This window comes from Empedobacter sp. 225-1 (assembly GCF_030328185.1).
In the GTDB taxonomy this organism is placed as follows: Bacteria; Bacteroidota; Bacteroidia; order Flavobacteriales; family Weeksellaceae; genus Empedobacter; species Empedobacter stercoris.
On sequence record NZ_JACALO010000010.1, the window covers coordinates 59,507 to 74,544 of the forward strand.

Genomic DNA, 15,038 nt, shown 5'->3' on the forward strand with positions numbered 1-15,038 from the left:
TTCATCTAAATGAAAAAAATATTAGCTTTATTGTTATTTGTTGGTGCATCAGCACTTTATGCTCAACAAAAAACGCATACAGTTCAAGCCAAAGAAACCGTTTACGGAATTTCGAAACAATATGGTGTTTCGCAAGAAGAATTGTATAAAGCCAACCCTAAAATTGAAAAAAATGGGATTCATCCAGGTGATTTGATTGTAATTCCAACCAAAGGGACTGCAACAAACCAACCAACAGAAACCAATAATCCTACTCAACATGTAACTACTTCTGACGATAATTATCAATACATTACGATAGAGCCGAAAGAAACCGTTTACAACTTGACTAAAAAATATTCTATTTCGGAAGAAACATTGTATTCTTTAAATCCTCAAATCAAAGAAAGAGGTTTAGAAATTGGAGATGTGATTAAACTTCCGAAAGTGGTAACGAACAAAGTTTTTTCTGTACCGAAAGGAACTCACTTGATCAAAAAAGGGGAAACGTTATATACATTAGCCAAACAATATAATGTAAGTGTTGACGATTTTTATGCTGAAAATCCAGCATTACAAACTGGAGTAAAAGAAGGCATGGTCATTTCTATCCCTAAAAAATCGGGGTCAGTTACTATTGAAGAAAACTCGATCAATTATATTGTTCAGAACGGTGATTCTGCTTACGGAATATTAGAGAGATACAATACGAATTTAGATGAGTTATTGCGTTTAAATCCTGAATTAATTAATGGGTTAAAAGCTGGAATGACTCTTAAAATTCCATTGCAAAAAAATGCAAAAATCATCAAATATGGAACTGCAGGGAAATTGAAACGTGCAAATGACAACGAAATTAATGTTGCCATCTTGTTGCCTTTTGATGTAGCTAATAATCCACAATTGAAAAACTCGCAAGCGATGCAATTTTTTACCGGAACTAAATTAGCCTTAACACGTTTAGCAAAAAAAGGTAAAAATGTCAATGTAAAAGTCGTCGATACAAAAGACGGAAATCTACAAGATATCCTATCGACAACCGATTTTAGTAAAACAGATGCAGTTATTGGTCCCTTAAATACTTCTGATGTAACCGAAGTCGCAAACTTTTTTAGTAATTCTGGAATTGCTGTGATTTCGCCTTATGCGAATGATGATTCATTGAATTCTTTTAATGATTTATTGATTTCTAATCCAAAAGATGAAGTTATCGCGGATCAAATCATCGATGAAATTGGGAAAAATTTTGCTGGAGAACAAGTTTATTTATTGACAAATCGTGATGATCAAGAATTAGCAAATTACACAAAGAAACAATTAGAAAAACAATTGAAAGCTAATGTGGTTATCGTAGATAGTGCTTCTAAAATTGTACAACCGCACGATAAAGTAAATGGTGAAGATTATTATACACCAATTATTACGGTTTTAGTTGGAGATGATGATGCATTAGGAAAGCAATATTTAGAAAAATTAAAAACATTTCACAAAGACAACATCAAAGCTTACGGAATAAAAGCTGTTTCGGTTTATGATGTGTATAATCCAGAAAATGCGAAAAATATTGATGCTTTCCGCGAATTTGGGTTTGTCTTTAGTACCGCACGCTTAATCAATACAAGAGATACAGAAGTACAAAGTGTTTTGAAAGATTTTAAAGATGTTTATTGCGAATTCCCTACACGTTACGAGCAAATTGGATACGATGTAACATATGATATTGTAGATAGAATGAACAATAAAGGAGATGTTACGAATAATATTACAACAGAATATACACGTGTGGCTTCTAAATTTGCTTACAAAAAAGCAAGTGGAAGTAAAGCATTTACAAACGATGCGAGTCGTATAGTACGTTTACCAAAAAAATAAATACTTCTAAAAATTATACCTAAAAGCGATACTATGATTTAGTATCGCTTTTTCTTTTTTATGAATTAGAATTAAAATCTTCAGAATGAAAGTATTTTTTCTAAATTTGGATATGCACAAACTTAAAGACAATTTACTCGTAAAAGTGATCCTTGCCATTGTGCTTGGAATTGCACTTGGCGGAATTATACCAGAAGCTATTGGTCGTATATTTATGACTTTTAATGACTTTTTTAGCGAATTACTCAACTTTTTAATACCGTTAATTATTGTCGGATTAATTGTTCCATCAATTGGGAGACTGGGACAAACTGCTGGAAAATTATTGTTTACGACAGTATTAATCGCTTATGGTTCCTCTATATTATCAGGACTATTAGGTTATTCTGTAAGCATGTCTGTATTTCCTACTCTATTAGAAAATCAAACAGGACAAATAAATTTAGCAGAAAAAGCGAAAGAATTTGCACCTTATTTTTCAATCGAATTTCCTCCTTTATTTGGTGTAATGCCAGCCTTAATCTTTTCATTCCTTTTCGGAATTGGATTATCAAGATTAAAAAATTCTACTTTTGGAAATTTTGCAGATGATTTTGAAACGATTATAACCTATTTAATTAAAAACTTAATTATTCCACTTTTACCAATTTTCATTTTCGGAATTTTCTTGAATATGTCTTATTCTGGACAAGTATTTACGATTATGAATGTATTTTTAAAAATAATTGGCGTCATCTTCGTTCTACATATTTTGTTGTTACTTGTTCAATTTATTATTGCTGGATCAATTGCAAAGAAAAATCCATTGACGATGTTAAAATTGATGATGCCGGCATATTTTACAGCCTTAGGAACGCAATCATCTGCTGCAACAATTCCGGTTACAATTGCGCAAGTAAAGAAAATTGGAGTTCGAGAAGAAATTGCAAATTTTGCAGTGCCTTTGTGCGCAACGATTCATTTATCTGGTTCGATGTTAAAAATCGTTTGTTGTTGTTTAGCATTAATGCTAATTCAAGGAATGGAAATCGATTTTATTCAATTTTTTGGATTTATGATGATGCTTGGTGTCGCAATGGTCGCAGCGCCTGGAGTACCTGGTGGAGCAATTATGGCAGCAATAGGAATTATCGCTTCGATGTTAGGATTTGATGCAGAAAATCAAGCATTAATGATTGCACTTTATATTGCAATGGACAGCTTTGGTACTGCAGGTAATGTAACGGGAGACGGTGCAATTGCCGTAACCTTAAATAAGTTATTTAAGAAAGAAGTTCAATAAATAAACTATTAATGATATAAAAGAAGCGTTCTAAAATTAATTTAGAACGCTTTTTTAGTTATAAAAATATATAAATGAGGAATGTACTTGTTGATTAGAACCCTACTCCACCACCTTGATTTTCTGTTTTATTTCTCTGAGCTTCTGCACGAGAACGCACTTTTCCACCGAAATTATACGTAAAACCAATATTTAATGTTTGAGCTTCCCAACGGAAATTGCCGTAACCTCTTGCAGGATCGTACATTTCTAAACGTCCGTAAAATGTTCTGAAAATATCACTTACACGAGCACTTAAAGCAGCTTTACCACCCATAAATGTGTAACGTGCACCTAAATCCATACGCCACATATCTTGCATTTCTCCTTGTACAAAACGGTATTTACCTGAGTACATAAAGAAATGTTGTAAACTAATTGATTTCGTTACTTTGAATGTGTTGTTCATACGAGCTGTCAAACGATTAGCGTCTATTTCTGCTGTGTATGGATTTTTAAATTCATCCATTCTGGCAACAACCATTGTATTGTGTGTAAAATCTCCACTAATATTTGATGACCACCATTTTGTTGGAACAAGATTAAACGCTAATTCGAAACCATATGCATTTACTTTATCGTAGTTTTCATATAATTGGATGAATTTTTCTGAATTTGTATCATCAACCAATACACTACGGAAAATATTATCTTGTACATGTCTGTAAAATACATTAGCCGAAATAGAATTTTTACCAATTCGTTGTAAATATCCAACTTCAAAATTATCTGTGTATTCAGGTTTTAATTCTGGATTTCCAATGCTTGACATTAATGGAGTTGACCATTCTGCTACTGGAGATAATTGTCTGATTCCTGGACGATCTATTCGACGGCTATAATTCAACGAAACTTGTCCTTTTTCTGATACATCGTATGTTAAGAATGCAGATGGAAAGAAATCTAATTTATCTTTATCAATATTCTTCGTTTCTTGATTGTAAAAATAATTTCCTTTGTCTTTATATTGTTCTGCTCGTAATCCTAATTGCATACCAAATTTCCCGAATTTTTGACCATAATTTACATATGCAGAAAGGAAATCTCTCGTGAAATCAAAATCTGTACTAGGGTCAATTAAGGTGTTTTCGATATCAATTCGTCTATCAGTTAGCAACGTATTGTTATTTTTTTCGCGACGAAATTGCAATCCTGCTTCTATTTTTCCGCCATCTTTTATTTGATTTGTATAATCTAAATTTACACGAACATTATCCGTTTTAGAATCACGATCTTCGTAATAATTTTCTGTTTCAGGATAAGTATTGTGCATATTTCGCCAATCCGTATTTGTCGCTTGAGAGAAAAATGCATCTAAAACAATGTTGTGGTCTTTTTTATCGAAATCACGTTTAAAGTTTAAACTATAGTCTTGACTTTTCCAATCTCCATCAAAATTAGAATTATTTGGGTGAAGAGTATTGACATCTGTTTTTATAATGTCCGAACCAATTTCACCATGTCCTTCTCCAAACCATTGATTGGTATAAACTGTTAAAGCTGTTTTATCATCAATAAACCAGTCAAATCCGAATTTAGCTGCTTGACTTTCATCTTTATTCAAAATATCAATCGCTTGCCAACGTTTAGAATCATAATTATCTAAGTATCCATGAAATTCGCTTGGACGTTTGTTGTAGCTATAATTTCCAAAAAAGTTAAATGAACCTATATTTACATTTGCAGTTAATGAATTATTGAAACGACTTTTTTTACCTTGTTCATAACCTGTATTTAACGTAACATTATATCCTTTTTTCTGACCTTTTATCATGACAATATTAATGATTCCAGATTTCCCGTCTGCTTCATATTTTGCAGAAGGATTGGTTATAATTTCTACACTTTTTATTTGATTAGAAGGAATTTGTTTTAATACTTCCGAAGCTGATAAAGAAGAAGGTTTACCGTCGATATAAATTTTTACATTTTCGTTTCCTCTTAGAGATAACTCACCTGTTTGTTGATCCACATTAACAGACGGAATGTTATTAAGAACAGCAGCTGCGTTCGCTCCAGCAGACACTAAATCATTTCCTACTTCTACAACACGTTTGTCAATTTCGTTGCGATATTGCGAAACTTCTGCACGTACAAAAGCACCTTTTAATTCTACTGTCTCAGTATATGAAGCTTGTAAAACAATATTTCCTAAATTTAATTCACCTCCTTTTACTTCTGCTGTTGTCACAGATTGTTGGTAGCCAAATTCTGTAATTACCAAACGATAATTTCCGTCTTCTAAATCTGGAATTTCAAATGTTCCATCTTCATTAGCATAAACTTCATCAAATAATTCTTTTGAATCAGCTTTAAAAATCTGAATTGCAGCCATAGCTACAGATTCATTTTTTGCATTTTCAATCTTTCCCTTCACAGGATGATGCTCCTGCGCAAATCCGTAAATAGAACAAACGGAGAAAAGAATAGCTAAAGTAATTTTATTTAATTTCATAGTTGATATTTTGCATAGTACTATGTTTTACATAATACAAAGTTATAATGATCCGAACTTTTACCTAATAAGACGCAAGAATTAAAAAATTGTTACAACAATTATAATTTTTTTTAAAATTTTATTTCCTCAACTGAAAAACTTACTTTTATCATTCAATTAATATTAATTCAAAAATTGCTAAAACATTGAGTTCAATTGTCATATTAGGCGCAGGTAATGTTGCATTTCATTTAACTCGTGCATTAATCGAAAACACTTGCAATGTTCGACAAATATTCAATAGAACATTAGAGCATGCCAGAGAAATAGGCGAAGCAAATAGAATTTCGTACACTGATAAAATATCTGAAATTGAAAAAGCAGATGTTTACATTATCGCAAGTGCGGATTCTGGTATCGAAGAATTTTCGCATTATATCCCATACGATGATGTATTAGTCGTGCATACATCAGGTTCGTCGCCAATGTCTGTGTTGAAAGGAGATTATCGTAAAGGAGTTTTTTATCCGTTGCAAACTTTCTCGAAAGAAAGAACGATGCGTTATGATAATATTCCATTTTTTATCGAAGCCGAAAATCCTGAAGATTTAAAAACATTAAATGATTTAGGAAATCGTATTTCCAATGAAGTTCATGTGTTGAATTTTGCGAGCAGAATGCAAGTGCATATGACAGGTGTTTGGGCAAATAATTTTGTCAATCATTTATATTATATCGCTGGAAATATATGCGAACAGAATAATGTGCCGTTCGATGTTTTGTTGCCGCTAATTCAAGAAACTGCCAACAAAGTAATTGAAATGAATCCGAAAGATGCTCAAACTGGACCAGCAAAACGCGGAGATCAAGTGATTATTGATCGTCATTTAGAAGCCCTTCAAGACGATTCGAGATTATTACAGATTTACCAAATAATGACAGATTCAATTAAACGAGTTTACGAAAAATGATAAGTTATAAAGAGAAACTAAATAACATCAAAACGGTTATTTTAGATGTAGATGGAGTTTTGACAGACGGTAATTTAATTTTATTACCAACTGGCGAAATGGTGAGAACAATGAATACACGAGATGGTTATGCCATGCAATTAGCCATTAAACAAGGAATTCGTATTGCAGTAATTACAGGAGGAAGAGATGAAGCTGTAGTTAATCGTTTAAAATATTTAGGCTTAACAGATATTTACGTGAATAAACGTGATAAAGTAGATGCTTTCGAAGATTTACTTTTTTCTTACGGATTAGACCCTGATGAAATTGCTTATATGGGCGATGATTACCCTGATTTAGCTGTAATGAATTTGGTAGGATTGGCTTGTTGTCCAAACGATGCATGTATGGATGTACGTAAAGCATCTGAATATATTTCACCTGAAAACGGTGGAAAAGGTTGTGTTCGCGATTTATTGGAACAAATCTTAAAAGTTCAAAATAAATGGTATAATGCTGAAGAAATTGCTTCGGTATAAAGGAATTTAAAATGTTATTAACCGAAAAATTTAAAGATACCACTATCATTCTGGCATCACAATCGCCAAGAAGAAAAGAACTTTTAGCAGGATTAGGATTACAGTTTTCAACAATTTCATTGGATATTGACGAAACTTTTGATCGCAACGAATTGAAGAAAGCTCAAATCACCGATTATCTTTCTGCAAAAAAAGCAAAAGCTTATACAGCAATTCAACCAAATGATTTAATTATTACATCGGATACAACGGTTTGGGTAGATGATGAATCGTTAGAAAAAGCTTCGAATAGAGAAGAAGCTTACGAGATGATTAAAAAATTAAGCGGAAAAACACATTCTGTTTACACATCGGTTACCATTCGCTCTATAAAAAAAGAAGTCACGTTTTCTGACGAAACCCAAGTTACTTTTGCAGATTTAACAGATGAAGAAATTTATTTTTATATCGACAATTACAAACCTTTCGATAAAGCCGGTGCATACGGTGTGCAAGAATGGATTGGCTACATTGGTGTTGATAATATGAATGGTAGTTATTTTAATGTAATGGGATTGCCAACGCACAAGCTATATAAAGAGTTAATGAAATTCTAAATCATATCATCCAGCTTCGGCTGGATTTTTTTATTCTACAATTATCGTATTTTTGTTTTTCTAAAAAATCAATTTTATGAAGGTCGGTTTATATTTTGGATCATTCAATCCTATTCATGTCGGACATTTAATTATTGCCAATCATTTTCAACAATTCACCGATTTGGATCAGGTTTGGTTTGTGGTTTCGCCTCAAAACCCATTGAAGAAAAAGAGTTCGTTGGCAAATGAATACGACCGATTAGAAATGGTTGAATTAGCGATTAAAGATTATCCTAATCTACGTGCATCCAATATTGAATTTACGTTACCAAAACCATCTTATACGATTGATACGTTAATTCATCTGAAAGAAAAATTCCCTGAACACGAATTTGCATTAATTATGGGTTCTGATAATTTGGATGGAATTTCGAAATGGAAAAATGCTGAGATTTTAATGCGCGATTACCAATTTTATGTTTATCCGCGTCCTGGTTATTCGCAAGAAGAAAATTTTGACAATGTAGAAATGGTCGAAGCGCCTTTGATGGAAATTTCGTCTACATTTATACGAAATGCAATCAAAGATGAAAAAAATATCAAACCAATGTTACCTAATAAAGTTTGGGAATATTTGGATGGAAGTAATTTGTATGGATAGTTTTTAATGAGCAAATTAGTTAATTTGGAGATGTGATAATTTTAAACTTTATGTGATTCTGAAACAAGTTTAGAATGATTCATAAACTTTGTCAAGCTGAATTGATTTCTGCTTCTCATCTAAAACATAAACTTAATATTACTTAGTGAAAATTCATATGAAATCACGATTTTTATAAAAAATATTGCATGACAAAACAAGCTACAATAAATGATTTACAAACATTAGCACCATTATTTGATGCCTATCGCCAATTTTATGATAAAGAAAGTGATGTTGAAGGTGCAAAAGAATTTTTGTTAGAGAGAATTGCCAATAACGAATCGGTGATTTATTTGGCTTTTGACGAAAAAGAGAATGCAGTTGGCTTTGTACAATTGTATCCTTTATTTTCATCTACTCGAATGAAACGTTTTTGGATGTTGAATGATTTATTTGTTTCGCCTGAATTTAGAGGTCAAGGTTTTTCAAGAGAATTGATTGATCAAGCAAAAAAATTATGCAGAAAAACTGATGCTTGTGCGATGTTGTTAGAAACCAGTGTTACAAATGAGATTGGTAATTCGTTGTATCCAAGTGCTGGATTTATACTGCGCGATGATGCGAATTTTTATGAATGGGAAGTTGAACCAAATTGACGTTTCAATTCGTAGATAATGTCTTCTAATCCGTTTAATTTTATTTCGTAAACAGTCGATAATAAAACGCCTAATTTTCCTTTCGGAAATCCACCTTTTCCTACAAACCATTCAAGATAAGATACAGGTAAATCGCACAACATACGCCCTTCGTATTTACCGAAAGGCATTTTAGTTGTGACAATTTCTTTTAATATTTCGGGACGAAATCCTTCCATTATTTTGCTACAGTTCCTTTGTAAGTTGACATTCCATCCTTGAAATTGTTTGCATTACTGAACCCTTTTTCTTGCATTTTTTCTGTTGCTAATTTTGCACGAACGCCAGATTTACAATAGATGTAATAATTTTTCTTTGGATCTAATTTTTGAATTTCTTCTTCGAAATTAGGATTTTTTACATCGATGTTAATTGCACCAGGAACATGACCTTCAGCATACTCTTCTGGTGTACGAACGTCTAACAAAACATTCTTTTTGTTCTTCAAATTAACCTCCGAAGCATTGTCTAATGTAGAAGTTATTTCTTCTATTTTAGCTTGTTTTTCATGAGTTATAGTTGAACTATTTGCACAAGACCCTAAAAATAGAGTTCCTGTAATCATTGCGATTCCTAAAATTTTATTTACCATTATATTGATTCATTGTGTTACTTAATCCTTGAAAAATAAACGATAAAACAGCATCTGCAGCCAAATTTAATCGTTCATTCATTTTTTCGTTTTCTTCTGCCGACCATTCTCCTAAAACATAATCAACTTGTCTGCCTTCCGAAAATTCGTTTCCTACACCAAAGCGTAATCTCGCATAATTTTGACCACCAACTTTGTTCTGTATATCTTTTAAACCATTGTGCCCACCGTCGCTTCCTTTTCCACGCATACGAATTGTTCCAAATGGTAAATTCAAATCATCGGTGATGACAAATATATTTTCTAACGATATATTTTCTTTTTTCATCCAAAAACGAACTGCATCCCCACTCAAATTCATATAAGTATTTGGTTTTAATAACGTCACAGGTCTCGCTTTATATTTAAATTGTGCTACATCGCCAAAATTAGAAGGAGAAAATTTTGCTCCAGTTTTTTTAGCAACTTCTTCAACCACCTTGAAACCAATATTATGACGCGTATTTTCGTATTGAGCTCCAATATTTCCTAGCCCAATAATCAGATATTTTTGCATGCAACAAAATTACATCTTTTTACAATCATTCGGAATAAATATTTAACTTCGCTTTAAAATCTACTAAATTGGTATAGGTTTTGAAAAGACATGAAATCGATAAAAAATTATCATGAAAAAAATAATTAGCGTTTTAATATTATTTGTTGGGATGAATGCCTTTTCTCAGAAAATTCCAACACTAATGAAAACTGAATTTCCTGCAGCAGCTTTACAAGATAGCGTAGTTGATTTGGAAGGAAATTCAGTAACCATCGAAAAAATTGTTTCGAACAATAAAGGTAAAATTGTTTTGATAGATTTATGGGCAACTTGGTGTGGAGATTGTATCAAAAATATGTCCTCGTTGAAAAAATTACACGAAAAAAATCCTGATGTAACATTTGTTTATCTCTCAATGGATAAGTCTGAAGAAGCTTGGAAAAATGGAATTGAAAAATATCAAATTGAGGGTCAACACTTTTACTTAGGAAACAATTGGAAGGGTAATTTTGGCATAGGGATTGATCTAAATTGGATACCGAGATATTTGGTTCTTGATCAAAATGGAAAAATAGCAAATTACTACAGTGTAAAAGCTGATGATCCAAAAGTTCAGGAAACAATTGATCTTTTACGAAATAAATAGTTTACCAACCTAAGGGTGATTGAAATTGAAAAATCAATCACCCTTTTCTTTTATTAATTGCTAAAAATCAATACCTTTCATAGAATAAAAATAAATATTCTATAATTTTTTGTAGAGCATTTTTTATATCAAACTTTTAGTTATTATTGCATTGATTTTAATACCCTTTATATTTATATGAAAATATGCTTCGTAATGTATCCTTGGGACAAGGTTGAACCAGGAAAAGACACCACTATGCGAATTATTAAAGAATGCGTAGATCGTGGTTTTGAAGTATCCTATTTAACAAAAAAAGATATCTCTATTGCCAAAGGCAAAGTTGTAGGTAACTGCAGAAAGATGATTACTACAGACACAACGGATTGTGTAGAATTTTATCACACCATGAAATTTGAAAGTAGTATCAAAGATTTAACCGAGTTTGATATGATTTTTATGAGAGCCGATCCACCAATTGATCCGCTTTTATTGAACATGTTAGAATTAATCGAAGATAAAGTTTTTTTCGTCAATAAAATTTCTGGTTTACGTAAAGCAAATAACAAAATATACGCTGCTTCTTTTGATGATGGTCAGGAAACAATTGTTCCTCAAACGCTTATTACGAAAGATATCGATTTAATTAAATCGTTTGTTGAAGAAAATAAATTCGAAAAATTTATCATCAAACCATTAGATGGAATGGGAGGTAAAGGTGTAATTCTTTTCGAACGAAAAAATATTGGTAACTTAAGCTCGATTTGCGATTTTTATGTCAATCATTCTGGAATTTCTCAACCTATTATTTGTCAAAATTATATTGAAGGTGCAGAAAAAGGAGACGTTCGTGCAATTGTGATTAATGGAGAACCTATTGGCGCTATTATGCGTGTGCCTGCAGATGGTGATCACCGTTCTAATATTTCGGCTGGTGGTTCTGCAATTAAACATGATATGAGTGAGCATGAATTAGAATTGTGCCGTAAAATAGGGAAACAATTAAATGAAGATGGAATTTATTTTTGCGGAATCGATTTGATTAACGGAAAAATGGTTGAATTAAATGTCGTAAGTCCTGGGGGAATTGTCCCTCATAACAATGTAAACAATAACAACGAGATACAGAAACAAATTGTATCAATGTTATTGGAGAAATATAAAGAATTTAAAGCATGAAATCCTTAAGTATACAGCAAATATTAGATAATATTGAGAACGAAATTGTATTTGAAGCTTATGCAGAAGACGACTCATTCAAAATAAAAATTGACGAATACATTCCTTACGTTTGTGCTGCCATTCACGATGGTGGACAAATGCGCGAAGATATTCGAGAAAAATGTTTATTGAGTAATTACGAGCGTTGGTACGAAGAAGATCCTCATACAGCCGAGTTTGTAGAAACTTTCCCAATCTTAATTCAAGGTTGTGATTCTCGATTTGAATACGATTTAAACCGTGGTCCAGAAAATGCTGTGTACGAAGAAGCTTGGGGAAAACAAGTTTGGAAAGAGCCTTTATCTATTTCTCAAAAACAAAAAAGTAGTGCAAAACACCATGCTTTTTACGAAGTTTTACAAGCTTTAATCAGTAAGCTCGAATCTAAGTTTAAATCGTGTTTGGTATACGATATTCATTCTTACAACTGGAAGCGTTGGGATCGTCCAGTTCCTGTTTTTAATATTGGAGCTGAACGTATCGATAACGAACGTTATGGAAAATATGTTGAAAGTTGGCGCGATGAATTGGCAAATATTGAAATAGAAAATATTCATAATTATTCGGCTATAAACGATGTTTTTTACGGACGTGGTTATTTGTTAGAATTTGTGACAACTAATTTCAAAAATACATTGGTATTAGCGACAGAGGTTTCTAAAATTTATTGTGATGAATTGACGGGAGAATCTTTCCCCGAAATTATCAATCAAATAAAAGAAGGGTTTAAATCGGCAATTTTAAATCATGCTTATGAATTCGTAAAAACAGAAACAACCTATAAAGTAGGATCAAAACAAGTGAATATTCTGCACAACGAATTGGAATCTGATTTGGTGAAAATTGACAAACAATTGTATCAATTGGTTCAGAATTTTGAATTGTTAAGTGTTATCAATCCAATAAACTTAGAGTTTGAAAAAAAGAAATTCTTGGCTTCTAAATATACATACGAACCTCAATTTAAGTACAATCCTCTAAATATTGATCCATTCGAATTTAAACGAAAATTATCAAATATTAAAGTCGAAAAAATCAATGATATCAGTATTCAAAACATGTACATGAATACTATCAATGCCTATTTTGATAAGGTAGATTTGTTGGCAAATCTTGGGACAGATAAATTCTTGTACAATTCGTTGCGTTATTTTGGTGAACCAACTAAAAAAGACATCGAAAATGCGAATTTCATACTGTATTGTCCTGAATTTAGGATGGATAAACAAGGTGATTATACCGAAGAAGAAGTTGTAAATTTATTTAGAAATGCAACAAATGATTACGGTTTCAAGTTTGATATTGAAGTTTCGGATGATATTGCATCAAAAGCGCTTGTGATTAACAGCAAGAAAAAAGTGGTGATTAAGCGAGGTGTAAAATTCGATAAACGTTTTACAAATGGTTTAATTGAACACGAAATTGGTGTACACATGGTGACGACGATGAATGCATTGGATCAACCATTAAAAATATTTAGCATTGGTTTACCTGTTAATACGTTAACGCAAGAAGGTTTAGCGATTTTAAGTGAATATTATTCTGATTCTATTAATCATAGCCGATTGAGAGAACTTGGTTTGCGCGTAATGGCAGTTCATATGTTGACAAACGGAAAATCTTTCAACGAAACATTTATGACATTGATGGAAGAATATAAAATGCAAGCAGAAGATGCTTTTTATTTGTCAACTCGTGTGTATCGAGGTGGTGGTTTCACGAAAGATGCGCTTTATTTAAAAGGTTTAAAAACAATTTTGAACTATGTTGATCAAGGACGTTCTTTGGATAATTTATTAATTGGTAAAACATCAGTAGAATATATTGATACGATTGATGAGTTAGTAGAACGAAAAATGATTAATAAACCAAAGTATTACACAAAAATTTTCAAGAAACATCTTGAAAACCCAGAAATTAATCCAATTTTACAATATATTTTTAATGGAATTAAAGACTAATAAAAAAGCGAGATTTTATCTCGCTTTTTTATTTTAATTAGTTTTTAATCGTTTATTTTTAAACATTTCAGGTTTGTAATTTGTTATAAAAACCCCACAAATAATTAGAATTGTAGCAAATATAAATTTAATTGAAATTTCTTCGTCTAAAATTAACCAACCTAAGATAATGGCAATAATTGTGTTAAAATAGGAGAGGATTGAAACTTGTATTGGAGAAATTTTTGTTAATGCATAATGAAATGAGAAAAATGTGATAACAGAGCCAAAAATTGCTAAATAAATCATTGCAGAGATACTTTTTATACTCCAATTCTCGAAATTATAATTTTCTGTAAAAACTAAAGCAAAAATAATTTGGACAATTCCAGCAAACATAAATTGGTAAAAGAGGTTTAATGAAATATTCTTAGATTGAATATTCATTTTCTTCGTGAAAATAGTTCCTGATGCCCAGCCTGTAATCGCACAAAAAAGCAAAATAATTCCAGTTCTAAATTCTGGATTTGCTAATTCTTGAATTCCATCCCAAAAAATAAAAATTACTCCACCAAAACAAAGTAAAACACCTAAAAATCCGCGGTAACTAAATTTTTGTAAACCAATAAAAATACTTCCTAAAAAAACGAGAATAGGAGAAGTAGCGCTAATTAATGCTGCTAAACTACTTGATAAATTTTCTTCTGCAACTGTCATTAACCCATTTGCTCCGATTAGCATAAGCGTAGAAAAAATAAGTTGATAAGATAGGTTTTTCCATCCAATCCATTTTAATTCTTTTTTCGAAATTAAAATGATTAACATAATAATTCCGGCTAAAAATTGACGAATTCCAGCAACAAACCATCCAGGAATTGTTTCTACAGCTACACGAATTCCGAGAAAAGTTGTGCCCCAAACAATCGCAACTATGCATACAGCAATCAATAATTTGATGTCTTTCAAGATAAAAAGAATTTAAGTGTTAATTTTATTTAAGTGTTATAAAAATAAAAAAAGCGATTCTGGTACACTGCCCCCAAAAAGTTAGACACTTTTGGGGGCATTTTTTATGACAAGAAAAGTAAAATATGGTGTAGCATTT

Annotated in this window: 15 protein-coding genes; 10 read left to right on the forward strand and 5 right to left on the reverse strand. The window is 31.8% G+C overall.

Annotated elements, in window-relative coordinates; translation table 11 throughout:
- The first annotated feature begins 9 nt into the window (after positions 1-9).
- Together HX088_RS04650 and HX088_RS04655 are read left to right on the forward strand one after the other, a co-directional pair.
- Positions 10-1,851 (forward strand): LysM peptidoglycan-binding domain-containing protein, encoded by a 1,842-nt coding sequence (locus tag HX088_RS04650; RefSeq protein WP_171622557.1) that lies wholly within the window; start codon positions 10-12, stop codon positions 1,849-1,851.
- Positions 1,852-1,963: 112 nt separating this feature from the next.
- On the forward strand, positions 1,964-3,133 hold the full coding sequence (locus tag HX088_RS04655) for a dicarboxylate/amino acid:cation symporter (protein ID WP_396127095.1): 1,170 nt from the start codon (positions 1,964-1,966) through the stop codon (positions 3,131-3,133).
- Between the two features lie 94 nt (positions 3,134-3,227).
- Here the strand turns inward: HX088_RS04655 and HX088_RS04660 are convergent, their stop codons facing one another.
- On the reverse strand, positions 3,228-5,627 hold the full coding sequence (locus HX088_RS04660; RefSeq protein ID WP_286483569.1) for a TonB-dependent receptor: 2,400 nt from the start codon (positions 5,625-5,627) through the stop codon (positions 3,228-3,230).
- 188 nt (positions 5,628-5,815) lie between these two features.
- On the opposite strand from HX088_RS04660, the gene HX088_RS04665 reads away from it, so the two are divergent.
- The 5 genes from HX088_RS04665 to HX088_RS04685 all read left to right on the forward strand — a co-directional run bounded on the left by HX088_RS04665 (position 5,816) and on the right by HX088_RS04685 (position 8,978).
- The gene (locus HX088_RS04665; protein WP_171622555.1) at positions 5,816-6,580 is read left to right on the forward strand and encodes a Rossmann-like and DUF2520 domain-containing protein; all 765 of its coding nucleotides are present in this window, start codon (positions 5,816-5,818) and stop codon (positions 6,578-6,580) included.
- The gene (locus HX088_RS04670) at positions 6,577-7,101 is read left to right on the forward strand and encodes a KdsC family phosphatase (protein WP_171622554.1); all 525 of its coding nucleotides are present in this window, start codon (positions 6,577-6,579) and stop codon (positions 7,099-7,101) included. The genes HX088_RS04665 and HX088_RS04670 overlap by 4 nt, the downstream gene beginning before the upstream one ends.
- Before the next feature lie 11 nt (positions 7,102-7,112).
- Positions 7,113-7,697 carry a Maf family nucleotide pyrophosphatase gene (locus HX088_RS04675; protein ID WP_188319566.1) on the forward strand — a complete coding sequence of 195 codons (585 nt, stop codon included), beginning with the start codon at positions 7,113-7,115 and terminating at the stop codon, positions 7,695-7,697.
- 76 nt (positions 7,698-7,773) lie between these two features.
- The gene (gene nadD / locus HX088_RS04680) at positions 7,774-8,340 is read left to right on the forward strand and encodes a nicotinate (nicotinamide) nucleotide adenylyltransferase (protein WP_171622552.1); all 567 of its coding nucleotides are present in this window, start codon (positions 7,774-7,776) and stop codon (positions 8,338-8,340) included.
- 188 nt (positions 8,341-8,528) lie between these two features.
- Positions 8,529-8,978 (forward strand): GNAT family N-acetyltransferase, encoded by a 450-nt coding sequence (locus tag HX088_RS04685; protein ID WP_260541280.1) that lies wholly within the window; start codon positions 8,529-8,531, stop codon positions 8,976-8,978.
- On the opposite strand, the gene HX088_RS04690 is transcribed toward HX088_RS04685, so the two are convergent.
- The 3 genes from HX088_RS04690 to pth are packed head-to-tail and all read right to left on the reverse strand — an operon-like array spanning position 8,951 to position 10,165.
- Positions 8,951-9,196, reverse strand: a complete 246-nt coding sequence (locus tag HX088_RS04690; RefSeq protein ID WP_260541278.1) for a DUF3820 family protein — start codon at positions 9,194-9,196, stop codon at positions 8,951-8,953. The two genes, HX088_RS04685 and HX088_RS04690, sit on opposite strands and share 28 nt — an antisense overlap.
- A complete protein-coding gene (locus HX088_RS04695) occupies positions 9,196-9,609 on the reverse strand; it encodes a rhodanese-like domain-containing protein (RefSeq protein WP_286483570.1) in 414 nt (137 codons plus the stop codon). The genes HX088_RS04690 and HX088_RS04695 overlap by 1 nt, the downstream gene beginning before the upstream one ends.
- A complete protein-coding gene (gene pth / locus HX088_RS04700) occupies positions 9,599-10,165 on the reverse strand; it encodes an aminoacyl-tRNA hydrolase (protein ID WP_171622549.1) in 567 nt (188 codons plus the stop codon). Before pth ends, HX088_RS04695 begins: the two co-directional genes overlap by 11 nt.
- Before the next feature lie 112 nt (positions 10,166-10,277).
- On the opposite strand from pth, the gene HX088_RS04705 reads away from it, so the two are divergent.
- The 3 genes from HX088_RS04705 to HX088_RS04715 all read left to right on the forward strand — a co-directional run bounded on the left by HX088_RS04705 (position 10,278) and on the right by HX088_RS04715 (position 13,954).
- Positions 10,278-10,793, forward strand: coding sequence for a TlpA family protein disulfide reductase (locus tag HX088_RS04705; RefSeq protein WP_286483571.1), 516 nt, complete (start codon positions 10,278-10,280; stop codon positions 10,791-10,793).
- 177 nt (positions 10,794-10,970) lie between these two features.
- Complete coding sequence (gene gshB, locus HX088_RS04710; protein ID WP_225541762.1) at positions 10,971-11,951, forward strand: glutathione synthase; 981 nt, start codon at positions 10,971-10,973, stop codon at positions 11,949-11,951.
- Positions 11,948-13,954 (forward strand): flavohemoglobin expression-modulating QEGLA motif protein, encoded by a 2,007-nt coding sequence (locus tag HX088_RS04715; RefSeq protein WP_286483572.1) that lies wholly within the window; start codon positions 11,948-11,950, stop codon positions 13,952-13,954. The genes gshB and HX088_RS04715 overlap by 4 nt, the downstream gene beginning before the upstream one ends.
- A 33-nt stretch (positions 13,955-13,987) precedes the next feature.
- On the opposite strand, the gene HX088_RS04720 is transcribed toward HX088_RS04715, so the two are convergent.
- Positions 13,988-14,899 (reverse strand): DMT family transporter, encoded by a 912-nt coding sequence (locus HX088_RS04720; RefSeq protein WP_286483573.1) that lies wholly within the window; start codon positions 14,897-14,899, stop codon positions 13,988-13,990.
- Positions 14,900-15,038: the final 139 nt, after the last annotated feature.